Here is a 23333-nt window from a genome sequence, read left to right on the forward strand (position 1 = left end):
TACTAGGCCCATGTACAAGCCAGGTTCTGATAGACATCCCCTTGTGGATGGTCTTTTTTATCCTTCCCAAGAAGAAGAGCTAAAACAAGCATTATCCCTTGACCCTGCCCTAGAGCAGAGTTCGGCCATTATAGTTCCCCATGGAGGCTATACTCATGTTTTAAAGCATCTGCAAGAGGCCTTCAGCCACGTTGTAGACCAGAAACCGGAACTGATCATTCTTATAGGCCCCACCCATAGAGAACCGGAAGATCACATCTTCTATCCTGATTATGTTAATTTTGAATCGCCCCTGGGTTTAGTACCTGTGGCCTCAGAATTAACCAGTCAACTTAAGAAGCCATTCACAAGGGACAAGATGAATCATATGGAAGAATTCTCCCTGGAAATACTCTTGCCATTTGTTAGGGAGTATTTTCCTGATAAGCCCGTTCTTCCTTTATTGATGGGTAAGGACTCAATGAAGCTGGTGAAAGAAGGAAAGAAGCAACTTCAACAAAAGCTACCAGAAAAGACTCTATATATTATATCGTCAAACCTAAGCCCTCATGATAGACAAACAGAGGAATGGGCTCTTAATAATAGTGCATGGATTACCAAGGGTGATTATCAATCACTTATGGAGATAAGCAGGAAAAGCAAAAAGCAACCCTGTGGTCTTGGGCCCCTTCTCTTTGTCAAAGAGCTTCTGCCCAGTGGCCACTGGAAGACATGCACTAATATGACATGTTCAACAGGTGACAGTAAACGGGGACTGGAAGTCTGGTATCAATCCTTTTGGTTTGATTATACCTAAGTTATGGTTACCTTTTAGGTAGCCGACTGTTCTTAATAATGGGAGTTAGATGATGAGATTACCAACAAATGTTGATGCATCCGGTTTTGCGGCTAGAAGCTTAACCCAAGTAACAAAAGAACCCTTCACCCTTATAACAGATAAGGGAGCCAGTAAAATCAAACCAACAAAATTAGTAGAAGAGAACGGCAAGATACTGGTTGAGTTTGCTGACTTGGAATTAACAGAATGGGAAGAACCCCGGAATATAGGGGATAAGCTTCAGTTCTATTGTTCTCTACAAATGGTCAAAAGCAAGTCACACCATTTGAATGATATATGGAATCAGGGAATGTATTATCCTACAACAACAGGGATACTACTTCCTTCCCCCGCTTATAGTGAGGTGATTACCAATACTGAAGAATTTGATTTTAAACACAAGGCTCCTTACAATCATCCTGATCTGGAGAAGGAAAACAACCTTAGTTTTTCCTTAGGTATCCTTGCTTACGAACTGCTTAGTGGAGAGTCCCCCTACCCAGGTAAAGATTTGGAAGATCTGAGAGCACGAATGAGGGAATCCAAATTAGTACCCCTATCCTACCTGGTTCCAGGAGTTGACCCACAACTAGCCCAATTTGTGGATAGGAGTTTGTCAGGCCCTGTAAGACCAACTGTTTTGGAATGGCAAGAACTACTAGATAGTTTGAAGGGTAAAGAACTGGTTACTCCCCTTGAAGAGGAAAAAGCTCATGTTCTCAGAACTAAGGGAGAGCAACGTAAAATTCAACGGGAAAAGCGTTGGAGTAGGAAATTATTCTTTCGCAAGTATAAACTACCAATGGTAATAATATCCATTGTTGTTCTTATTCTAGGGAGTATCACAGGAACTATCATTAAGTCAGCCCTGGAACCTCCCCAGACAGCAGGGATGACTCCTAAGGCTGTTGTCATTGCTCATTATAAAGCCATTAATGCCCTTGATCCCACTTTGTATGATGACACCATGGCAAAGGGAGTCAAAAGTCAGTTATCAACAATGCTTCAATATTTGTTTGTCAGCAGTAAAGCTCAGATGGCGGCAGCTGGTAAGGATGATTTTTATGATGCCCAGACCTGGGTAACCCAAGGCAGACCTGTTCTACCAGACGGAAATGTTTTATTCGGTGTTGCTAATCTGAAGATCAAAGAAATAGAACCAAATACCTTTGAAGCTACTTATGAAATATGGGGTCCTGGTGGAGGAGACTTTGATGATGAGAAAGTCCATGTAGAAGGATACATGAGAAAAGATACTCTCGTTCTCACTAAAGGAAAGCAAGCCTGGGCTATTAGTGAATTAACCGAAACTATTGGAGATGAGATTCCCTTACCGGACAATTTTTGATTGATTTACCTTTAAAGCAAATTCTATTATTAAGGAACTATGAGTGAAAAAGTACCAGATATATCCCTTAATTATACGGATCCAGTAATCAATGATACTCTCAAAGAGGTTCAAACATCCTCTTTGAGAGGAGTCAAACACTACACACATAATGAAGATTTTTTTCTTCTTTTAAATGAATATTATCAAGTTCCTTCCTTTCCCATTCATCATGACGTAGCCCAGAAGATACCAAGTAAGACCTACCTGGAGACATTGCGATCAATCATCAAAGAATTAGTTGATTTAGAACCGGCGATTTTCCAGGGCCTAACCTATTTCTTTGATCCTACAGATATCTTACGACCTTGCTTTTTTCAACTTTATAGACAAGGAACAAAGCTATTTCTCTACCTGCTCAAAATAGATCTACATTATCATCCAGGCTTCGGGGAACTATTAACAAGGGAAGAAAATGATAAGACATCTGTTTATTTGACAAATAAACTATTTCTGGATGCTTATATCATACCTCTCAAGACAGTTCATAAGACAGGGAACAAGGTTTCAGGATTTGATATTATCAAGCTCATTAAAGATACATGGATAGGAGAAACAGGAGGAGGATACTTTGTACAAGGAATATGGATTGACAATGAGCTAACTAAGTTCTTCTCAAAGTTAGTGATTCCCTCCCCTGTAAAATTCTATCCCTATTATCCTTTTCAATGTATCTATCAAACCATTGCCTTATCACTCGTTCATCCCACTCCTGATAGACGAAGACAGTTACTACCCTATTTATCCCACTTAATAGAGTACCTGGAACCTCATATGGAACTAATACAAAAATCAATGAAATCAAAAGGATTTAACAACGATAATCCTGTACTTTATAAACTAAAGAAAGCCCTTCCTGAGTACTGGAATAATCTGTATAGATCACTTAAAGTAAAAATCTATTTGAACGAAAACAGCCAGAGGGAATTTTTAATTGATGAAGGATTGGAATCTACAGAATAAGAGAGTAACCATCATGGGCCTGGGCTTACATGGAGGAGGATTAGCGTCCGCCCGATTCTTTGCAGAACAAGGAGCATTCGTTACGGTCACTGATTTTAAAAGCCCAGCAGAGTTAGAACCTAGTATCAACAAATTATCAGATCTTTCTATCAAATATGAATTGGGAGGACACAAGGAATCAGACTTTACAGAAGCTGATATTGTTGTCAAAAATCCTGCAGTCCGTATGAATAATCCCTATTTGGCTATGGCCAAAAGAGTCGAGACAGATATTTCCACCTTTCTCACATTCTATCAAGGCCCGCTTATTGCCGTAACAGGATCAAAGGGCAAATCCACAACAGTTAGTGCTATCTATCATGTACTAAAACAAATAGACCCTCGTACCCAATTAGGGGGAAATATTACAGTCAGTCCCCTTACCTTCCTTAATAGTATAGATGATACAACGCCAGTCATACTGGAGCTCTCCAGTTGGCAATTAGGAGATTTAAAATCCCGTGGTCTGTTACATCCCAAAGTATCTGTTATTACCAATATTTATCCTGATCATCTTAACACCTATAATGGCTCGATGGACTTATACGTTGAGGACAAAAAGCTTATTTACAAAGAACAAAATCCTGAATCCTTCAGCGTTTTTCAGAGTAAAGGAGAATATTCAGATCAATTCATCAGGGAAAGTCCTTGTCATCTAGGTTTATATGGAGAAAAGCGTCCCCAATCAGAACTTGAACACCTGAAAGCAGTAGCTTGGATTGAGAAGGAACAGGGGAGATGTCTGATCGAAGAAAAGGATGAGATATTACTAGACCTTCCCCATCAACTACCTGGTAATCATATGAGACTCAACTTACTATGTGCTGCTTTGTGTCTGAGATTATTTGGCATAGAAGCTGAGGCTATACGCAAGAGGATCGCCGGCTTTGATGGGGTACCCCATCGTTTAGAGCTTGTGGCCCAGCCTGAGGGAATCAAATGTTATAACGATTCAGCGGCAACTATTCCAGAAGCAGCGAACGCCGCTTTTCTAAGCTTTCCCCATAAGAAAGTGATAGCGATCACAGGCGGTACAGATAAGGATCTGGATTTTTCTGTCATACAGGAGGGATTAGAGAACTGTAAAGCTATCATCCTTCTCAAAGGAAGTGGGACAAACAAGCTCATTCCCCTACTGAATAATTGGGAACTTCCCTACGAAGGACCTTTTGATGATCTGGAAAAAGCTATACATAAAGCATGGGAAAGAGCTGAGACATCGGACATTCTTGTCCTCAGTCCAGGCTGTGCTTCCTTTGAAATGTTCAAAAATGAGTTTCACCGGGGTGACTTATTCAGAGAACTTTGTCAGAACTTAAGTTAAAAGAACTCTAGCCTAGATCCATATCCTGCCACTTATTATTGTAATAAAGGCGCACAGAAGAATATCCTCCCTTGCGGATGAAGTCTAAACCTTCAGTAAAGTAGAAATCCAAATGATCAGGATGGTGTGCATCAGAGTTTACCAAGACAGGGATTCCTGCTTTTCGCATTTCAGGTAACCATTTAGGATCTGGGTAGACAGTATCTACGGCACCTCGGCTAATCCCCCCGGTATTCACTTCCATAGCAACATGAGATTCTCTGTACTGTCCTATCTGAACGAGGGTATCAGCAACGATTTGCTCATACCAATCCTGAGTTTCATCAAAATAATGACCTTTTTTATTACGTTTCTTGATCAGATCAAAATGGCCTATGATGGAGAATCCTCCTTCTTTAACCATTTGGACAATATTCTGATAATAGCTTTGAACAAAGGCCTTACTATCTTTTTTAAAAATCTGTGTGTATAGAAAATCCACTTCTTCTTGTGGACCATCTATCGTCAATAAATGATGAGAATCTGCCGGTAAGTAGTGAACAGAACCTACTATAACATCAAGATTCAATTCTTGAAACTTTGAAAGTGCCGGCCCTGTGATTCCAGGAATGTAATCGATCTCAAGCCCTTTGTATAACTCAATCTGACCTTTATACTTCACCTGAAGTTCTTCAATTTCCTTCAAATAAGAGCCAAGTTTATCTTCTGGCATGGTCCAATCTGTATGAAAAGGGACTGGACCATGACTAGTAAATCCTATGGCATCAAAATCTCTTTGAATTGCCGATTCAATATAATCTTCTAATTCCCCCTGTCCATCACAATAATGACTATGGGAATGATAATTTGCTTTTAACATACAAATAATATAACCTAAGTTCAACTTTGAATAAATCCCTTGCGAAGTACAGAATATACAGGTTAACCTGTATAAGTGAATGGTAACTTAACTTATACAGATGAGACTCTCTTTCCTACTCAACCGGATTCCTCTTTTTGGAAGGTTATGATTTCTGATGATACACCGGAAGTCCATGCTGTGACAAAGTTAGCCTTGAAGAATTTCACCTTTGAAGACAAACCCATTCGATTTCTCAGTGCGTACAGTGGATCTGAGACCATAGATTTGATCAAAAAGAATCCTGACACAGCGCTAATACTGCTAGACGTGGTCATGGAACATGAAAACACTGGACTGGAAGTGGTTAAGAACATCCGGGAACAGTTGGACAATCATCATATCCGGATCATACTCAGAACAGGGCAGCCGGGCTTTGCACCAGAACGAAAAGTGATTATTGAGTATGATATTAACGATTATCGAGAAAAAACAGAGTTAACAGCCCAAAAATTATTCACAACCATAACAAGCGCCCTGAGGTCTTATAGAGACATTTTGACAATCGAAAAGAGCCGGCAAGGTCTAGCCTATATAATCAGTGAAGGCAACAATCTTCTCAAATGTAAAACTCTTGAAGATTTCTCACAAATCTCCTATCAAGGGATCCTTAGGTATCTAACTGAAAAAGAAGGTCATAGGATTGTCCACTCCAGTGTTATCCATTACATCAATGGGGTCCCCCAGGTAGCACAAGACTCCCTTCCCAATCCAATGGTATTAGCTCAAACACAACCTATGTCATTTCCCTTCTTCAAGGATAATACCTATTGGGATCGTCTTGCAGTCAATGACACAGATTATCTATGTTATTATTTTGAAACAAGTGAAGTATTAACCTCTACAGAACAGGAGATTCTCAAAACATTCTCCTCCTCTTTAAAATTAAATTTGGACAATCTCAACCTAGTCAGTGAGCTGGAAAAGTCCTTAAAAGAAAAGCAGATCATGCTGAAAGAGATACATCACAGGGTAAAGAATAACCTTCAAATTATCTCAAGTCTTCTGAATATGCAGACTGACAAACTCAAAAATGATAATGATAAAGAGTTATTCCATGAAAGCAAGAGTCGTATATTATCAATGGCTCTTGTCCATGAAAAGCTCTATCAAGCACCAGACTTGGCGGGAGTAGATTTCAAGGACTACCTGATTACGATTATCCATGAATTACTTTATAGCTATGATCAATATGGGAATATTGATGTGGATATACAGGCAGAACCACTTATATTAGGAGTAGATGCGGCTATCCCTTGTGGACTTATCGTTAATGAAATCATTACAAATGCTATAAAATATGCCTTCAAATCTCAAGAACAAGGGGTAATCTCAGTCAGACTTCATTCTACCTGCGGGGAAACAACTTTAGAGTTGTGGGATAATGGAGTTGGGTTCCCGGAAGGATTTGATACTAATCAATTAGACACTTTGGGATTACAGCTCATTACTCTGTTATCAAAGCAACTAGAAGGTACGATAGATATTGAAAGCAAAAAGGGAGTCTATTTCAAATTAGTATTCCCCTCTTGTAAAAGTTAAGATTCAAAAGATTTCTTCGGAATGATCACTTCTACAAAAAAACCCCTATCAGGTTCTGTATAGATAGCCAGTTCTCCATGAAATATATAATTAATAGCAGAATTGGCAACAGATATACCTAAGGACAATCCTGTAGACCAATCTCTTTCCAAAAGAGGCTTAAATAATGGCAATAATTCATCTTGATTACCTCCCTTTCCATGATCATCCACTTTGATATGAATAAAGGATTCTTCGCAGAAGACACTTATGATTCCCTCGCCAGAGCCATTATCGTAGGCATGAACGATAACATTTTCAATAAAAGGAGACAGGATACGATACATTGTTTCATTATGGGAGAAGAGAGATACCTCTTCCTGGGGAAAGTGAAAATCCCATTCAATAGCTGGATTACTATAGCGAAACATAACATCTGCCACAATCCATTTAATGGTTTCTTTTAGGTCCAGGGTATGGTTGCTTTCCGGTAATTCTAAAGCAATGGTTTTTATTTTATTCATAACCTTGATGGAATCATTAATGGAATTCTTGGCTATATTGAAACTTTCCCGATCATGTTGATTTAAACTAGGTTGAAGGATATCTAAAGCCATTTTTGACACGGACAAATGAGAATTGAGTTCATGATTAAGTCGAAGGATAAATTGAGCCAAACTGTTAAATTTTTCTTGGGTTAATAATCGGTTTTGACTATCTACTAATTCACGGAATTGCTTGCCCAATAAGCGATTCTGATCAGATAAGGTCTGTGTCATATTAATAAGGTTGTCATAGAAATCCTGAACTTCCTTCACACCTGTTTCCAGGGGGGTAAAGTTTAAACCCTCTGCAACTCTCTTTGTGTCTATCAAAATAATATCTTTCCAATACAGAATTAAAGCGACTTGATCCATCAGATACAATCCGGAAAGAAGAATTAATCCAATAAAGATTGCCACAAAAGCGGTGAACAAAGTACGATAGGTATAAGTGAATCCACGGGCATAGCGATTTGATATATTGGAAAACACATCACGAAATTGTCTAAAAGCTTCAACAGTTTGAACAGCTTTCTTTCTTAATTGATAGAAGGAAAAATATAGACTTCCATGAACCCCCTCAGGATCCAGGACCTTTAAATCTATAGAACCAGATTTTAAGGCATCTTCATATAAAGGATTCTTCTGAATATCCCTTATGATCTGAAAACAGCTTTGAGAATAGGAAAGGAAATAATCCCAGAGGGCTAGAAGACGTGTATATTCAGAGTTATGCTGTGATTCAAGTTCAAAATCCTGTAACTGCCTCCTAATGTATTCCTGTTTATCTTCCAGAGGCTTGATAGAAGTTTTCCAATCAGATGGTTTATAGGATGCCAATATTAAGTCAAAAGTAAAAGACTCCAGTTCCTGATTAAGACTGGTCATCTTTTTTTCAGAGTCATAATTGCTTCTTAAGGTGTTTACAACATGAAAAGGCACGATCAAAGCGAATAAGAAACTAAACGCTATCAAAAGGATACCTATGTAAACTCGTTTTTTAATGGTCATGATAAAATTGTTTTTTTCATCCTCTGTAGACCATAAAGTCTAACGTTTTGCTGCAATCTCTGCTTCTGCTCTCGCAGTCTCTGAAGGATAGAGATTAGCGGATACAGATTCCTTTCCCAAGGAATCAGCAACTTTATATCTGGCACATCCTAACGGATCAGTCAAACAAAAGGCTTTAGTTACCTCTTCGGCAAGTTCAGGCTTCCCCTGTAGTTTACAGTGTATAAATAGACAAATATCATAATACTTACACATAGAAACGCGTTAGTCCCCCTCTCCCATAATTAGTGTAAGATATTCTCAATGAAATAAATAGAATATGACAAAAATTTTACATAACTTGACAAAATAAAGGATAGGGTTTTAATTTTACCCCATGGCAGAACATCTACTATGGTATCTAGAAGGGAAGATGTATGATGGGGAGTCCTTGATTATATCCATAGATAAAAGCCCCTACAAAATTGGAAGAAGTGAAGATTGTGATTTAACACTGTCATCACCAAAGATTAGCCGCGTTCATGCACAGTTAAGTGTATGGAAAGACACCCTATCCATTGAAGATATGGACAGCACAAACGGAACCTTTGTGAACAACAAACAAACACAGGGGGAAATCGTCTTAACCAGTGGAGATGTTCTCCAAATAGGTGACAATTTGTTTAAAATAACAAAGCGTCAGCTCAATGATGGACCTGATTTTAGCCGAACACTGATTCACGAATCCAAAGAAAACAGGGAGAGCTTTGCTGATCATTATGGATTAAGCAAAAGGGAAGCAGAAGTGTTATTCTATCTATTAGATGGGAAATCAGGAACAACCATAGCAGAAGCTCTCTGTGTATCACCGGGGACAGCAAAGCATCATATTCTTAGCATTTATAAGAAAACAGAAACCCATTCAAAGCTAGAGTTAAGCACTCTCTACCGAAACTACGAATTGTTCACTCAGGGTTGATCCTCTTCCTCCAGGTTATCAGGGAGAAGAACTAAGGAATGTATATAACTATTAAGTAATTGAATATGGAGGAAAGCTTGATCAGTTTCTCCCATCTTTAAGTAATGTTCAATAATCCTACCAAGATCACTGATATATTGAATCCCGAATATACCCCCATTCCCTTTTACCTTATGCGCCCAATTAAGCAGACGATCATCATCCTTATCCTTTTTATCACTTAATAACTTATCACAATCGGCAGTCAACCCTTTGATATAAGCCTCTGCAAAGGGAATAACTAATGGGTCAACATAAACACGTTCAACAGGAATCATTTCCATAGTGTAAAAGTTCTCAAGTACAATGTCAAAAATAATATAGATAATGGAAAACTTTGATATCAAATTAAGAAAAGCCCCCGGATCGCCATCTAAAGGCAAATCCGGGGGGAATGGGTATTTTAATCGAAACCGAGCTTCTTCAGCTTGGGGGCTATAATCACCCTACAGAAACTAGCATTACGGTTGTTGTCAAAATATTCCTGATGATAATCTTCAGCAGGAAAGAAATTCTCTAATGGTGCGATCTCCGTAACAATAGGGTCTGCAAAATCTTTCTGAGCATTCTCCAGTGAGGCTTCTGCTTTCACCCGCTGTTCATCATTGTGATAAAAAATCACAGAGCGGTACTGAGTGCCTACATCTGCTCCTTGACGGTTTAAAGTGGTAGGATCATGAGCGATCCAGAATAACTGGAGCAACTTATCATAACTGATCACTTCAGGATCAAAACGAATCTGTACAACTTCCGCATGACCAGTATCGCCTGTACAAACTTCTTGATAAGTAGGATTATCTTTATATCCTCCAGAATAACCAGATATTGCTTCTATAACACCCTTCTGACGTTCGAATACTGCTTCAACACACCAAAAACAGCCTCCGCCGATTGTCATTGTATCCAAGGTTCCTCCTCAGGTAAGGTTCATACCTTTATATTAGAATAAAATACCATTACAATTGACAAATGGCCACTAATCCTTTCATATAAGCATAGGATGTCTACAATTGACCATAATGTATTACTATAATTAATGAAAGGAGACATAATGGAAAAAAGAAGCGTTTTAAGATTCCAAGGAAATGGAAAAGAATTATTTGGTATTTATGTTATCAATATGGTCCTAACCGTTTTAACCTTAGGTATTTATGCGGCCTGGGCCAAATCCAAGCGTTTAAAATACATCTATTCCAACACGGAATTTGCCAATGGGCGATTCAGATATCACGGAGAAGGAATTGAAATATTCAAAGGATTCCTAAAGTTTCTGGCGGTACTGGTAGTTATATACTTAGTGTATTTAGTAGGAGTGTTCTTAGAAGATAACACTATCATAGCCCTGGGATCGATCATATGGACACTTGGGTTTATTACTGTGATCCCCTTAGCTATTCATGGCGGAATGAAATACCGAATGTCCAGAACATCCTGGAATGGTATCCATTTTGGATATAGAGGCGACAAGAAAACACTACTCAAACTTTATCTTAAAAATGTAGGTCTAACGATTATAACTCTTGGTATATATTTCCCTTGGTTACAGGCCAATTTACAGAAATACATCATCTCTCATATCCGATTTGGCAATATAAAAGTTGAGTGGACTGGGACAGGGGGTGAATTATTTAAAATCCATTTGAAAGGAATCTTACTCACCTTTATTACCTTTGGCATTTATACATTTTGGTATCAAAAACACCTAATGAATTATCACTTTGGCCATGTAGTAGCCTATCAGGATGAGACTAAACTGATCATGATTCCCCATTTCTCAGCAGGAGAAATATTCATGGTCGGTGTTGCTAATTATTTTACTATTTTATTCACTCTCGGATTAGGCTATCCTTGGGCTGTTATTAGAATCATCAAGATGTATTTAGAGAATCTCATAGTCGAAGGGGACTTTGATCCTGACATTATTAGACAAACAGAAGAAGATTATTCTGATGCTACTGGGGAAGGCTTTTTGGATGCCTTTGATATCGGTGACGGACTGTTCTAATGCCTTGGTACTCATGCCGCTTTAATGATGGGAAAACCTCTAAACAACAACTAGGCCAAGTAACAGTGGGAGAAACACAATTAGTCCTGGAATATGAAGAGGACCGTTATACCCGTAAGCTAACTTGGCCTTATACTGATGTCTTCCGTGAAGAGATGCCAGGGGAAAAGAGAGTATCCCTCCTGTGTGGACAATACCCCAAGGTCCATATATCAGTAGAAGATCCCTTCTTCAAAGGTGAAATCGATCAAAAACTGGAATCAGGAAGCCTCTCCCGTAAGATCTATAAATGGTTCTTCACCAATTATACAAAGATCATTCTGGGATTTGTGTTAACAATCGGAGTCTTAGTTGGAGTTTATATCTATGGCGTTCCCCTCATGGCGGATGGTATTGCAAGAATCCTTCCCTATGAACAAGAAAAACAAATGGGGGATCTCATCTTCAAAAATATGTCAAAAGACTTGGCTATTGATGAGACAGGATCACAAAAACTTCAAAAATTCTGGGATGATTTAGATTGGGGAGAGCATCCTGTAAATCTTTATCTATCTAACAAAGAAGAAATGAATGCCTTCGCTATTATGGGAGGACACATTGTGGTCTATAAGGATTTGCTCGTTACTTTAGACACTCCAGAGGAATTAGCGGCTCTCTTAGCGCATGAATATTCACATATAGAAAAGAAGCATAGTGCCCGTTTGATCTTCCGGATGTTATCCAACTACCTTATCATTTCCTTACTGATCAATGATTATAGCGGAACAACGGCAGTCATACTCCAAAATGCAGACTCCTTCAGAACGCTAAAATACAGTAGAGATTTTGAGACGGAAGCCGATGAAAGAGGTGTAGAGCTCCTTAGGAAAGAAGGAATATCCCCCCAGGCCATGGCAGATCTCTTTACCAAGCTTAAGGAACAAGACCATTACACTGGGCCAAGTTGGCTAAGCACCCACCCCGATCTTAATGACAGAATCAATAGGATAATCGGTGAAGTTACAGAATCCCAAAAGGCATCCATAACTCACCATCCTCAATTATCCAAGACATTTGGCAGTCTTCAAAGCTATAGCTTATCCCTTAATGGAACCAGCCATGAGTCCTCTGACGAAGAATCGTTGGAGAGAGAAGAAGACGACTAGAGGCAGGATCATACTCAGGAAGGCACCTGAAGTTAAAAGGTGCCAATCCTGTCCTTTTTCCCCAACCATAGCGGCCAGAGCAGAAGTGACTACCCTATTCTTGTCTCCAAGAAATATTAAGGCTATCAAATAATCATTCCAAACCCATAAAAATTGGAATATAGCAAAGCTAGCTAAAGCAGGAACGGATAAGGGAATCACCAAACGGGCAAAGATATTAAAAGGAGTAGCCCCATCTAAAAAGGCTGATTCAAAGATATCCCTTGGAAGAGTGGATATATAATTAAACAAAAGATACACAGCTAATGGCAATCCAAAACCCGTATGAGCCAACCACATTCCCAGAAAAGATCCATTCAAATCCAAACTAGTATAATCTTGAAGAATAGGAATAAGGGCTATCTGCAAGGGAACAACCAATAAGGCCACAACAATGACAAACAACGGTTTACGCCCAGGAAAGTCCATCCAGGCAAAAGCATAAGCCGCAAAAGCAGCTATAAGAATCGGAATAACCGTGGAAGGTATGGCTACTGCGAGAGAATTCAAAACAGCATCATAGAAATTACTCCCATCCCTTGTGATAGTACGACCGTTACCATCGGTAAACTGTATCTTACCACTGGCCAAAACATCCCTATAATTAGATAAAGTCAGATTGGCACCAAAGCCGACCCATTCCCTTTCAAATTTATCAACACGCAAGGTTCTCTTATTACCATACCATCGATACTGCGTACCATCTTCACTGACAATACCTTCACGAAAACTCTCAAAGTCTCCCTCAATATCTTCAATAATGAAGGTTCCATCCACATCGATATCTTCAGACAGGGTTAGTTCTTCTGTTTTCACCCAATCCCGGTGAGGAAGAATGGACCACCAACCGGAAGAAAAAATATCTTCAGAACGTCGAAAGGAAGTCACAAAGATACCTAAAGTCGGGATGGTCCAAAGAAGAGTGATAAAAATAAGAACGATATTAACCCACACATTACGGGCTGTTCTTTTTAACTTTTGTTTTCGTTTAAATTTAGTGGGTTCACTCATTTGAAAGCCTTCCTTCCCTGGAATTGTCTCAGGTTATAGAGAAGGACTGGTACAACAGCAACCAAAAGTAATATGGCCAAAGCTGAAGCCTCTCCCGTTCTTCCCTGGGTAAATTGTCTCAAATAAAACTCATTGGCTATAACATTTGTACCAAAGTTACCACCTGTCATAACCCTAACAATATCAAAAAGTTTAAGACTAAAGATAACAATGGTGGTAGATACAGTGATAAGAGTCCCCATGATTTCTGGAATCATAATATGCCTAAAGACCTGGAACTCAGTCGCACCATCAACCTTGGCAGCTTCTATCAAAGAAGAAGGGATACCTTTTATTGCCGATGATAGAATGACCATGGCGTACCCAGTTTGAAGCCAAACCATGATAATGATAAGCAGGAGATTGTTCCAAAAAGGAAGCTGTAACCAAGCCTGGGCTTTAAAACCAAGTCCAGTGATAATGGCATTAAGAAGTCCTATCTCTACGATATTAGCCCCTTCCCCTTTATAGGCATAAATAAACTTCCAGATAACACCAGCTCCAACAAAAGAAATGGCCATAGGTAAGAAGATCAATGCTTTATAGATATTCTCAAACCGGCTCTTATCAGCCAATACAGCAATGAGAAGGCCGATCCCCACGCTACCGGATGTACCAAAAACAAGCCAATATATATTATTGCGAAAGCTTTCCCAGAACACACCGTCAGTAAAGACATTCCCATAATTTGTCAAACCGATAAATTGTCTTCCCGTATCATTAAAGAAACTTAAACTAAAGGTTCTAATGGTGGGAAGAATGAGAAACCATAATAAAAGAAGTAAAGCGGGACCTGCAAAAACAACCGGTAAGACAATAGAACGTGTCTTACGGGGTAATGTCTCAGCAATGCTGTTAAGAACATAGAACAATATAGCCACAGATCCAACACCCCATATGATGGCCACTATAACCATAAATAATTTGGACCCTTCCCATGATTTGAGAAATACATATCCCAATATAAGGATAGCCAAGGCTACTATTACTTCTAATAGTAGAAAAAAATATTTTTGAATTGATATTGATTTCAACAAAGACCTCCCTTGTTAAAAAGCGAAAAAAGGGGGCAAAAGCCCCCTAGGAATAACAATTAACCTAATTCGGCCACGAAGCATCAATAGCCTTAACAGCTTGATCCAAAGTTCTGGAACCTGAGACATAACCTGTCATTTCTTTCCAGAAAGAACCGGCACCTACGGCTCCAGGCATTAAGTCAGAACCATCAAAGCGCAAGGCTTTGGCATTCTTAAGCAATTCCTGTAATCTTCTATCAACAGGATTAGTCAGCCAATTAGGATCAACATCCTTCTGAGGAGCCAGAACCCCACCAGAGGCAAGCCATGTTTTAATAGATTGGGCCGAAGCAAAATACTGCATCACTTGTCTTACTTCAGGACGGTCATTAAACATAGCGTAAATATCCCCACCAACAAGCAATGGAGCCCCATAAGTATCATTAACAGGAGGAAGATTAAAGAAGTCGTAATCTACCCCGGGCTGTAAGCCTTCAGGGAAGAATGACACAATGAAGTTCCCTTGATCATGCAACCAGGCTTTAGGTGGTTCTTCGAATAATACTTTGGCAGAATCACCAAAAGATGTGGTTGGAATAGACTTTCTACCACCATACACATTTCCTTCAGGGAACCATATATCAGACCAGGTCTGAATCGCTGTTCTGACTTCAGGGGAATCAAACTTCAAATCCCCAGTTAACCATCTGTCATAATTTTCCAAGGATGTGGTTCTAAGCATTAACTGTTCTGTCCAATCGGTGGCAGTCCAGCCAGTAGCGGCGCCGGATTCTATACCGATGGCCCAGGGAGCGTCTCCGTCACTCTTGATTTGTTCCATCAAAGACTCTAGCTCGGCCCATGTAGTAGGCACTTTATATCCTGCAGCATCAAAAGCTTTTTTGTTATACCACACTATTCCTTTAAGATTAACTCTGGCCCATAACCCCGCCATAATGGGACCATCAGGACCTGTCATAGTTCCCATATCAAGCCAGCTCTGAATGTAATTATTTCTTACTTTAGTCATGTCCAGAGTCTTGCTTAAGTCAATAACCTTACCTGTCTTTACAAAGTTTTCCAGTAGACCCGGTTGGGGAAAGTCAGCTATATCAGGAGGATTCCCTCCTTCAATACGCACAGATATGGAGGCTTCAAATTCTTTTGAACCTTCATATTGGATATCAATGCCTGTTTCTTCTTCGAAGGCTTTGATACTTTCCTCAAACTTAACAGCATCATTGTCAGTAAAGGGACCAGCCATGGTAACAACTTTCTTGTCTGATCCTTTTGACATGTCATCTTTTTTCTGACAGCTAGTAGTGCCTAGAATCATCAAGAACACCATTAAAGCCAGAATAAGAGTTAAGATTCTTTTCATTAAAATTCTCCTTTTTATATTTGGCGCCTGGAGGAGCCCTTATAAAAAAGACTAGTTCATGGGAAGTCTGTTGTCAAAAAAATGCTTATAAAGCTTGGTCCATATGTACTGTCAGGATTTTCTTTTTTCTTTGTCCTTTAAGAACTAAGAATAGGATATGTGTTGTGAGAAAAAACAGGGAGAAATATCACAAGGCATTTTAATTTAAATGTTATATATAACCAAAAGGAGTCCAGCCGGTAGCCAGTGTACAGGCTACCGGTTATCAAAAGTTTATTCCTTAGGTCGCGTATTTATGTGAAAAGGCAAATACAGAGGGCAGAATGAAAAGAAAGCGGTCACAATAAATACAGCCCCGAGTACAGCCCCCAGGAACCAGAGACCTCCCATGCTTACTTGCATGATGATCGATACTACAACGAATACAGCGCCAAGAACAAATCGAATTAACCTGTCTAATGAACCAATATTTTTCATAAAAACACTCCTTATTATACTCATCACTCTTCTAAATATATTATTTCATATATACAAAGACAATAAAGAATTATATAAAAAATATATAGGTTTTATATTCCTTGTGTATTAAACTTCCTACTAACCAAGGATTTAAAGGACTATTTTTATAATGTATATAATTAAATCAATTACAACTATGGCATTAATCTTTATATCTACTTTCTTATTATCCTGTGATCTTATGAATCCAAAGACTCCAACGACTCCAACGACTCCATCTACACCTTCCCATCCTAATAGACCTAAAGAGATAAAGAAGTTAACCCTATATAAGCCTGAAGTAGCCATTCAAACACCGAATCATCTTGTATTTGAGGAATCCATAACCTTTGACGGAAGAACCTTTAACCCGAACAATGAACCACTAACATGGAATATCAAATATGAGCAAGACTATAATGCTGCAATAGGAAAGTTTGGAGAAGAATCTCAAGTGGAGAAAGAAGTTGTTACTTATTCCTCTTTTGATTACACACCTCCAGCTTCAGGCTACTATCGAATATCTTTATATAGAGAGGGTGTTAAAGTTGCTATTGGACGTTTTATTGTGACCAGAAATCCCTTCGATAACAGTGCCCCACCTACAGCAAAACTCAATATACATAAGCTGCCAGATAGGAATGATAAACAGATACATATTGATGCTGTAGGGAGTAAGGATGATGCAGATACCGTAGAAGAACTACGTTACCGTTGGAACTTAATGCCAATTAGCCTAGATACCTTTATGAGGTACCAAACCCCACGAGAAGCTAGGGAAGTTTTAAGCGATAAACTCCATGGAACAGAAAAAGTATGGAAAGAAAAATTATCTATAGCTAGAGGACTATATTATGTTCAACTAGTTGTTCAAGATAAGATATATGACAGAGCTAGAGAGTCTTTTTGGGGTACTGCCCCTTCAGAGCAATACACGCAATTCTACATTGCCCCTAAAGGGCAACCAATAGACTTACAAACGGATCCTATGTCCTTTTCTATCAAGAATTATGATACAGATATCCCTACCATGCATATTGGTGATTTCTTTTGGTATGAAATAGTGAGAAATACACAGAGGTTCGAAGACATTATGATTATTTACATGTTAAGAGTAGGAAAGGATACCCTCCTGCGTTATGGTGTCAGTACATTCGATGATCCAGGTAGTAAAGTGGGGTATGGCTGGACTGAAGATACAATACTGATAACTCATGTTAGAGATGACTTTCGAGCCATAGAAATACCCAAACTTACAAGTGAGGAGTTAAACTACTTTACTTCTCCTTACGGTGGATTTAATACCGATGGCTATGCTTTTGAAACTGATACGGGCTATGAGCTCAAACTTCCTTATTAGAGCTAAGAAAGGAATCAAGAACAATAAAATATTACGCCCTTAGTACCATAAGTCATCCTGAAAATGTCATTAAGAACTGGCCCTCAGGGGTAAAACCGGAAGATATTAGTCGAGAAAATTACAGAGTCTTAGAACTAGAAGACCTGAACTCTGGAACAGGATACAGCTTTTTAGCAAACTTTTGGGCTTATTACCATGATGGAACGTTCATCTCCTACTAAATAATCACTACAACCAAAGCGCTCCTTTGCTTGTAAGCAAACCAATACTTTCCTTAGACCAAAGCACTAAGTTGGTCTAAGGAAATCAGTCAAATGGTCTAAGCATTTCTCTTATTTGCTTACAAGCAAATTTACAATTTGATACTTAAGATATTACTGAAGCAGGTTTGAATCCGATCAAGGTCCTTACCAAAGGTCAAGCTAAGGTGATAATTCCCAAGGGGGAGATCTTGGGGAAGAGTACAGAGAATAATAGTGGGAGTTCGTCGCAGGACTTTTGTAATATCCCAGTAGGAACCATCAGTTTCATTCGTAAGCACTAACTGAACATCATCGGACAAGTCAAAACTTCTTCCTTGTAGTTCTATCACCTGGCCAGGACTGTAGTCGGGACCATAGTTGTTGGCTTCAAAGTTATAGATAAGATTGATCTTGGGATACTTCTGATTAGGATGGCACTTTTGAAAAGAAGCGCCCTTAAGGATATAGCTCTTCAGCTCCTTGGACGGATTCAAATTCACCCGCACCTTATGCTCATCAGGATCAAATTCACTGTTCTCTTCAGGGAAACCGCCACCAATACTGGTAGAAGCTTTGAACAAATCCATATTAATACGATTACCAACCAAGAGCTCAGCTTTGATGACTTCCGTTAATAGGTCTAACACAACCATAATATCTTGCCGGGATACGGTGGTGTTCTTCGAAGCCATGATATTGAGGATATCTTCCTGGCTTAGACTGTCCTTGGCAATGACACGGGCAACATACTTCTTAAGTTCTTTGTTTTGCAGGTTGTTAGGTTCTAGATAGTAATTGATTTTTCTCATTTTAATCTCCTTACTATCTCCTTCTCACCTGTTTCCGGAATATCGAGAAGTTTTTTGAAAAAAAATTAAAAAAATGTGATTTTTTTTGCTTTTGAGGGGAAAAAGGGCCTATTAGAGACCTCAAAGGCCATCCCTGAAGGACTCAGGGATGGAATATTACTATTTGATGACCGTATAAGGATCCACATAAGGTAAGTCAAAGACTTCAGCTACATCAGGATAAGTAACCTGTCCCTTATAGATATTAAGCCCCTTCATTAATCCGGGATTATCCAATAGGGCTTTTTCAAATCCCTTATCAGCTATCTCTAAACCATAATGTAAGGTAGAAGAAGTTAAAGCCTGAGTAGCAGTTCGGGCGACACCACCTGGCATATTCGTTACACAGTAATGAATGATGTTTTCCACTTTATAAGTAGGTTCATCATGTGTGGTTGGTTTTGCTGTTTCAATACAGCCCCCTTGATCGACGTCCACATCAACGATAACAGCCCCTTTTTTCATGAGCTTTAACTGATCCTTTGTCACAAGACGGGGAGCTTTCGCTCCGGGAATCAATACAGCCCCAATCAGGACATCAGCCTTTTGAATCATTTCTTCAATGGTTGCTTCTGTGGAATACAGGGTATTAATACGACCAAAATATAATTGATCCAGATAGGCCAAACGTTTGGCATTAATGTCCAGTATGGTAACATTAGCTCCGAGACCCATGGCAATCTGAGCGGCATTTGTCCCTACCACACCACCACCTAAGATAACGATATCACCTCTAGGGACACCAGGGACACCACCCAAGAGAACCCCTCGTCCTCCAAAATGTTTTTCCAGGTACTTAGCCCCTTCCTGAACACTAAGTCTTCCAGCGATCTCACTCATAGGCCGTAGACAGGGAAGGGATCCATCAGGCCCTTCGATAGTCTCATAGGCGATAGCCTTAGCTCCTGAGTTAATGAGTCCTTGAGTCTGCTCAAGATCTGCCGCCAAGTGAAGGTAAGTAAACAGAATCTGTCCTTTTTCCAACATGGCGATCTCATCAGCCTGGGGTTCTTTGACTTTAATAATCATATCGCTATTATGAAAAACATTTTCCCTTGCTTCTGCAATGGAAGCTCCTGCTTCAATGTATTCCTGATCAGTATATCCAGCTCCCCTACCAGCACCAGCCTCCATTAAGACCTGATGTCCATGTCGGATATAATCCTTAACACAGGAGGGAGTTAATCCTACACGGTATTCATGAGTTTTGATTTCTCTAACGCATCCGATCCTCATTTCTGCTCCTTTCCAGGGTATTATTGTAATTCCTAAAGGAAGGTTAGCCAAGAGAGTTGAAATCGTTTATACTAGGTCTCAACGAAGAAGAGGTGACATGAATGAAATCCTTAGCCATGTATACAGTTAAAACCAGTGCTTACGAACTCTTTACCTACCTTTGTGATCTGATTATATCAGGAAAAGTAGAAAACTTTAAGCAGATAGAAAACCATATTGCCACTCTCCCCCATGATAAGAGACGTACTTTTGCCGCTCAAAAGGCATTTGCGATACTCAAAAGTCATAGTTGGGGATTTTTCAAGGAACTAGATCCTGTTCATTATCCACGTATGTGGCAGATGCTGGTCATTCCCTCAAAGGAATATCCCGGAACAGGAATGCTTAAACGAAACATGACCATAACCAGTTTATTCTGCGGTCTTATTGACATTCATGGATACACCAGTTTTTGTCAGAAGGCGGGAAAGAACATTAGTCTACTCAAATTACTTGATGAAGTAATTCAACATGATATTAGTAAAATAGCTCAGACGAATGATGTGATAACCCAAAGAGCCCGGGGTGATGAAATCATCCTTATTGGATCACGGGCAGGTTCTGTTTTGAAAACAGTTCTGGATATCGCCGATTATTTTCAGAAGAAAAAAGTCATTAATCCAAAATCCCTTTCAGAGGCTCGTATGGGTCAGAGGTTAGTTCTCCCCAAGCTGGCTATATCCGCCGGAGTAACTGGGGGCCAAAAGTATACTCCCCTTATTATCACAGCCGATGGGGATGTATCAGGTCATCTTTTAAACTCCGCAGCCCGTCTCCAGACCAGGGCTAACAAGCAAGCTCCCCATACAACGAATATTTTACTGTCCAGCCATGTTCATATGGCTTTAAAGAAAGAAATAGAAGCTGGTCACAAACCAGAATGGAGTTCGGATATCTTCTTCTGGAATGCCGGTCAGGTCAGCTTTAAAGGAACCAGAGTATGGGTCTATGAAATGGTACTATCAGAAGAAGGTCAGTATAAACGGAAGTTAAAGGAATCCATTGATGAACTCCTGCTTTCACTCAAGAAGGAACAATGGGAAGGCAAGATCTTCATCTCCCTTTTGAGTCTAATATCCCGTACTGTCCGCGCGCAAGGTCCTTTTAACTATACAGATCCCCGATCAGGATTAAAATTCAAATATACCGACCTCATCTATAAATGCGAAGAGGCTATGCTCTTATTTATGTCCAGGAAGCAATTCATACTGGCTATCGAACAATTACAGGAGATAGCGGAAATCATGGATAGTATTGAGACCTTTGATGGAACGGTTCGGGAATACACCAGGGAAATTCTGCCCAAATATCTCATGCTTGGCCAGCATTTCCGAGCCTCTTTAGAGGAGATACTAGAAGATAAGATTGAATTCATCCTTCCTGTTAGGGTCAGGGAAATCTACAAAAAGACAGAAAAGGCCTACAAAACCTATAAGCACATCCGGGAGGATGCCTTCAATAATCCCGAGTTAGGGAATAAACAAGCTCTCTGGAATAAAGGGATTAGTCTGCATACCCAGGAGCTTGAATTGGAAATCTACTCAGGAAAACGTTAAGAGCTTTTCCTGTTGTAATCCATAATAGCCAAGCCGGAAGCTATACTATTGAAGGGGGAATAGGATTCTATCTTGCCAGGAAAATTTGAATCCAGAAGGTCTTGTATCATAGGGATTTGACTTGATCCGCCTGTACAGACCACACGATCGATCTGATCTGCCCTTACATTTACATCCTTTAGGAAATCCACTATGAGAGTCTGTATCTCGTTACTTAGTGGTTCCAGAATTTTCTTAAAGTCCTCCTTGGTCAGGGTTATGTTCAGATCAATCTCTTCCATCTCCAACTGAACAGAGTCCTGTTTAGATAAGGCCACTTTGGCTTGCTCTATTCGCTTTAACAGGGAAAAGGATCCATTATTCCTGATCAATTTGGTTAAACGGGTCAAAGGTTCCACAGCTTCCGGTGTGGTCATGGCCCCTTCATTGATCGGCTCCATATACTTGGGGAGTGTCAAAAGGTGAGTGCTTTGCCAGTTGAGAATATTATCGGTGTATTCACCAAAGGGAAAGGGATACATCTTGTCACTTCCCTTTGACAAGCGCAGTTCCAGCCCCTGTCCAATATGGGGGAATACGATGGTTTTGAAGAGTTCATGATCAATATAATCCCCTGCTTTAGGCAAACCAGCGGATCCTAAAACTCTAGGTTTGTCCTGATCCATTTGGAGTACACAGAGGTCTAAAGTCCCTCCTCCAAAATCAAAGACGAATACCCTTTCCCCTTCTTTGACTTTATTAGTATGGAAGTAGCTGGCGGCAGCGCCCAGCGGTTCATAAACATATTCCTGTTTTCCTTCCCGCACATTAGACCAGGCATAGTTCATACGTTCTATGGCAGTGGTATTACTATCTTCATGATCACCGGCATAGACAACGGGTCGTCCTACAGTAAAGCTTGTAGCTTCATGAATCTGATGTTCTGTACATTCCTGTATATAATTGAATATGAGAGTAAGAAGGGCTTCCAGACGGAAGTTCTTTTCGAAGACTTGAAAACGTTGTTCCCCTTTCATTCCCAGGTATCCCTTTAAACTGGCAAAGAGCCTTCCCGGCTGATTGGCATCCACATAGGCATGGATATCTGTAGTGATGGTCCGTTCCCTTTCTTCAAAATGATCCCGGTCCATCTCTCCCATGTGTACTTGTATGATACCGATATTCTTCTTTTTTAATTGAATCCGACGGCCTCTGTTGTCATCTAAGTAGGTTGATAAAGCTTTGGATCCGACAGTGGGTACATATTCTCGGCTTAGATATAAGGCTGAAGGCATAACGCTTTTATCCCCATCTAAGGGTATATAAGTAATATCCTTGCCATCATAGAGGGCTAAGGTTGAATTAGAATTACCAAAATCAAGTCCGATTCCGATTTTCATTGGTCTCTCCATATGGGGCTAATTTTGCAAAGGAACTAGA

General features: G+C 39.7%; 22 protein-coding genes. 10 read left to right on the plus strand and 12 right to left on the minus strand.

Going from position 1 to position 23333, the window contains the following annotated elements:
* The first annotated feature begins 10 nt into the window (after window positions 1-10).
* Genes amrB through murD form a run of 4 tightly spaced genes read left to right on the plus strand, consistent with a single transcriptional unit; the run spans window position 11 to window position 4530 of the window.
* Window positions 11-796 (plus strand): AmmeMemoRadiSam system protein B, encoded by a 786-nt coding sequence (gene amrB / locus K345_RS0113550; protein WP_028974625.1) that lies wholly within the window; start codon window positions 11-13, stop codon window positions 794-796.
* A 52-nt stretch (window positions 797-848) separates the two neighbouring features.
* Window positions 849-2165: a hypothetical protein gene (locus K345_RS0113555; RefSeq protein WP_028974626.1), complete on the plus strand. Its 1317-nt coding sequence runs from the start codon at window positions 849-851 to the stop codon at window positions 2163-2165.
* Between the two features lie 39 nt (window positions 2166-2204).
* Window positions 2205-3167: a hypothetical protein gene (locus K345_RS0113560; RefSeq protein WP_028974627.1), complete on the plus strand. Its 963-nt coding sequence runs from the start codon at window positions 2205-2207 to the stop codon at window positions 3165-3167.
* On the plus strand, window positions 3142-4530 hold the full coding sequence (gene murD / locus K345_RS0113565) for a UDP-N-acetylmuramoyl-L-alanine--D-glutamate ligase (RefSeq protein ID WP_028974628.1): 1389 nt from the start codon (window positions 3142-3144) through the stop codon (window positions 4528-4530). Before K345_RS0113560 ends, murD begins: the two co-directional genes overlap by 26 nt.
* A gap of 7 nt (window positions 4531-4537) precedes the next feature.
* Here the strand turns inward: murD and K345_RS0113570 are convergent, their stop codons facing one another.
* On the minus strand, window positions 4538-5389 hold the full coding sequence (locus K345_RS0113570) for a histidinol-phosphatase (RefSeq protein ID WP_028974629.1): 852 nt from the start codon (window positions 5387-5389) through the stop codon (window positions 4538-4540).
* Window positions 5390-5464: 75 nt separating this feature from the next.
* On the opposite strand from K345_RS0113570, the gene K345_RS22440 reads away from it, so the two are divergent.
* The gene (locus K345_RS22440) at window positions 5465-6970 is read left to right on the plus strand and encodes a histidine kinase dimerization/phosphoacceptor domain -containing protein (RefSeq protein ID WP_053228308.1); all 1506 of its coding nucleotides are present in this window, start codon (window positions 5465-5467) and stop codon (window positions 6968-6970) included.
* Here K345_RS22440 and K345_RS0113580 read toward each other — a convergent pair.
* Window positions 6967-8502, minus strand: coding sequence for a sensor histidine kinase (locus K345_RS0113580; RefSeq protein WP_028974630.1), 1536 nt, complete (start codon window positions 8500-8502; stop codon window positions 6967-6969). The two genes, K345_RS22440 and K345_RS0113580, sit on opposite strands and share 4 nt — an antisense overlap.
* Before the next feature lie 39 nt (window positions 8503-8541).
* A complete protein-coding gene (locus K345_RS21110; protein WP_037572457.1) occupies window positions 8542-8757 on the minus strand; it encodes a hypothetical protein in 216 nt (71 codons plus the stop codon).
* A 121-nt stretch (window positions 8758-8878) separates the two neighbouring features.
* Here K345_RS21110 and K345_RS22445 point away from each other — a divergent pair, with 121 nt between their 5' ends.
* Window positions 8879-9460 carry an FHA domain-containing protein gene (locus K345_RS22445; RefSeq protein WP_053228309.1) on the plus strand — a complete coding sequence of 194 codons (582 nt, stop codon included), beginning with the start codon at window positions 8879-8881 and terminating at the stop codon, window positions 9458-9460.
* Here the strand turns inward: K345_RS22445 and K345_RS0113595 are convergent.
* Window positions 9451-9846 (minus strand): Hpt domain-containing protein, encoded by a 396-nt coding sequence (locus tag K345_RS0113595; protein ID WP_211227893.1) that lies wholly within the window; start codon window positions 9844-9846, stop codon window positions 9451-9453. The genes K345_RS22445 and K345_RS0113595 overlap by 10 nt on opposite strands.
* 56 nt (window positions 9847-9902) lie before the next feature.
* Complete coding sequence (msrA, locus tag K345_RS0113600; protein WP_037572576.1) at window positions 9903-10397, minus strand: peptide-methionine (S)-S-oxide reductase MsrA; 495 nt, start codon at window positions 10395-10397, stop codon at window positions 9903-9905.
* Window positions 10398-10550: 153 nt separating this feature from the next.
* Between msrA and K345_RS0113605 the strand changes: the two genes are divergently transcribed.
* Both K345_RS0113605 and K345_RS0113610 read left to right on the plus strand, forming a co-directional pair.
* Window positions 10551-11504, plus strand: a complete 954-nt coding sequence (locus K345_RS0113605; RefSeq protein WP_053228310.1) for a YjgN family protein — start codon at window positions 10551-10553, stop codon at window positions 11502-11504.
* The gene (locus K345_RS0113610; RefSeq protein WP_028974634.1) at window positions 11504-12649 is read left to right on the plus strand and encodes a M48 family metallopeptidase; all 1146 of its coding nucleotides are present in this window, start codon (window positions 11504-11506) and stop codon (window positions 12647-12649) included. The genes K345_RS0113605 and K345_RS0113610 overlap by 1 nt, the downstream gene beginning before the upstream one ends.
* Here K345_RS0113610 and K345_RS23595 read toward each other — a convergent pair.
* From K345_RS23595 to K345_RS0113630, 4 genes are all read right to left on the minus strand, one after another.
* Window positions 12581-13699, minus strand: a complete 1119-nt coding sequence (locus K345_RS23595; RefSeq protein ID WP_028974635.1) for a carbohydrate ABC transporter permease — start codon at window positions 13697-13699, stop codon at window positions 12581-12583. The two genes, K345_RS0113610 and K345_RS23595, sit on opposite strands and share 69 nt — an antisense overlap.
* Window positions 13696-14772 carry a carbohydrate ABC transporter permease gene (locus K345_RS0113620; protein WP_211227894.1) on the minus strand — a complete coding sequence of 359 codons (1077 nt, stop codon included), beginning with the start codon at window positions 14770-14772 and terminating at the stop codon, window positions 13696-13698. Before K345_RS0113620 ends, K345_RS23595 begins: the two co-directional genes overlap by 4 nt.
* 64 nt (window positions 14773-14836) lie before the next feature.
* Window positions 14837-16135 (minus strand): ABC transporter substrate-binding protein, encoded by a 1299-nt coding sequence (locus K345_RS0113625; protein ID WP_053228311.1) that lies wholly within the window; start codon window positions 16133-16135, stop codon window positions 14837-14839.
* A 273-nt stretch (window positions 16136-16408) separates the two neighbouring features.
* Window positions 16409-16612 carry a YgaP family membrane protein gene (locus K345_RS0113630; protein WP_028974638.1) on the minus strand — a complete coding sequence of 68 codons (204 nt, stop codon included), beginning with the start codon at window positions 16610-16612 and terminating at the stop codon, window positions 16409-16411.
* A 178-nt stretch (window positions 16613-16790) separates the two neighbouring features.
* On the opposite strand from K345_RS0113630, the gene K345_RS0113635 reads away from it, so the two are divergent.
* Window positions 16791-17993 carry a hypothetical protein gene (locus K345_RS0113635; RefSeq protein ID WP_211227895.1) on the plus strand — a complete coding sequence of 401 codons (1203 nt, stop codon included), beginning with the start codon at window positions 16791-16793 and terminating at the stop codon, window positions 17991-17993.
* A 352-nt stretch (window positions 17994-18345) separates the two neighbouring features.
* Here K345_RS0113635 and K345_RS0113640 read toward each other — a convergent pair whose 3' ends face one another.
* Entirely contained in the window at window positions 18346-19044 is a 699-nt protein-coding gene (locus K345_RS0113640; protein WP_028974640.1) for an HU family DNA-binding protein, read from the minus strand.
* 159 nt (window positions 19045-19203) lie between these two features.
* A complete protein-coding gene (gene ald / locus K345_RS0113645) occupies window positions 19204-20319 on the minus strand; it encodes an alanine dehydrogenase (RefSeq protein ID WP_028974641.1) in 1116 nt (371 codons plus the stop codon).
* A gap of 101 nt (window positions 20320-20420) precedes the next feature.
* Between ald and K345_RS0113650 the strand changes: the two genes are divergently transcribed.
* Window positions 20421-21914, plus strand: coding sequence for a hypothetical protein (locus K345_RS0113650; protein WP_028974642.1), 1494 nt, complete (start codon window positions 20421-20423; stop codon window positions 21912-21914).
* On the opposite strand, the gene K345_RS0113655 is transcribed toward K345_RS0113650, so the two are convergent.
* Entirely contained in the window at window positions 21911-23293 is a 1383-nt protein-coding gene (locus K345_RS0113655) for an Hsp70 family protein (protein ID WP_028974643.1), read from the minus strand. The genes K345_RS0113650 and K345_RS0113655 overlap by 4 nt on opposite strands.
* Between the last annotated feature and the right edge of the window lie 40 nt (window positions 23294-23333).

Source organism: Spirochaeta cellobiosiphila DSM 17781, assembly GCF_000426705.1.
Taxonomy (GTDB): domain Bacteria; phylum Spirochaetota; class Spirochaetia; order DSM-17781; family DSM-17781; genus Spirochaeta_E; species Spirochaeta_E cellobiosiphila.

Coding starts and splice junctions, on each gene's coding strand:
- amrB (WP_028974625.1), top strand. CDS start 11: ATGTACAAGCCAGGTTCTGATAGACATCCCCTTGTGGATGGTCTTTTT.
- K345_RS0113555 (WP_028974626.1), top strand. CDS start 849: ATGAGATTACCAACAAATGTTGATGCATCCGGTTTTGCGGCTAGAAGC.
- K345_RS0113560 (WP_028974627.1), top strand. CDS start 2,205: ATGAGTGAAAAAGTACCAGATATATCCCTTAATTATACGGATCCAGTA.
- murD (WP_028974628.1), top strand. CDS start 3,142: ATGAAGGATTGGAATCTACAGAATAAGAGAGTAACCATCATGGGCCTG.
- K345_RS0113570 (WP_028974629.1), bottom strand. CDS start 5,389: ATGTTAAAAGCAAATTATCATTCCCATAGTCATTATTGTGATGGACAG.
- K345_RS0113580 (WP_028974630.1), bottom strand. CDS start 8,502: ATGACCATTAAAAAACGAGTTTACATAGGTATCCTTTTGATAGCGTTT.
- K345_RS21110 (WP_037572457.1), bottom strand. CDS start 8,757: ATGTGTAAGTATTATGATATTTGTCTATTTATACACTGTAAACTACAG.
- K345_RS22445 (WP_053228309.1), top strand. CDS start 8,879: ATGGCAGAACATCTACTATGGTATCTAGAAGGGAAGATGTATGATGGG.
- msrA (WP_037572576.1), bottom strand. CDS start 10,397: ATGACAATCGGCGGAGGCTGTTTTTGGTGTGTTGAAGCAGTATTCGAA.
- K345_RS0113605 (WP_053228310.1), top strand. CDS start 10,551: ATGGAAAAAAGAAGCGTTTTAAGATTCCAAGGAAATGGAAAAGAATTA.
- K345_RS0113610 (WP_028974634.1), top strand. CDS start 11,504: ATGCCTTGGTACTCATGCCGCTTTAATGATGGGAAAACCTCTAAACAA.
- K345_RS23595 (WP_028974635.1), bottom strand. CDS start 13,699: ATGAGTGAACCCACTAAATTTAAACGAAAACAAAAGTTAAAAAGAACA.
- K345_RS0113625 (WP_053228311.1), bottom strand. CDS start 16,135: ATGAAAAGAATCTTAACTCTTATTCTGGCTTTAATGGTGTTCTTGATG.
- K345_RS0113630 (WP_028974638.1), bottom strand. CDS start 16,612: ATGAAAAATATTGGTTCATTAGACAGGTTAATTCGATTTGTTCTTGGC.
- K345_RS0113635 (WP_211227895.1), top strand. CDS start 16,791: ATGGCATTAATCTTTATATCTACTTTCTTATTATCCTGTGATCTTATG.
- K345_RS0113640 (WP_028974640.1), bottom strand. CDS start 19,044: ATGAGAAAAATCAATTACTATCTAGAACCTAACAACCTGCAAAACAAA.
- ald (WP_028974641.1), bottom strand. CDS start 20,319: ATGAGGATCGGATGCGTTAGAGAAATCAAAACTCATGAATACCGTGTA.
- K345_RS0113650 (WP_028974642.1), top strand. CDS start 20,421: ATGAAATCCTTAGCCATGTATACAGTTAAAACCAGTGCTTACGAACTC.
- K345_RS0113655 (WP_028974643.1), bottom strand. CDS start 23,293: ATGAAAATCGGAATCGGACTTGATTTTGGTAATTCTAATTCAACCTTA.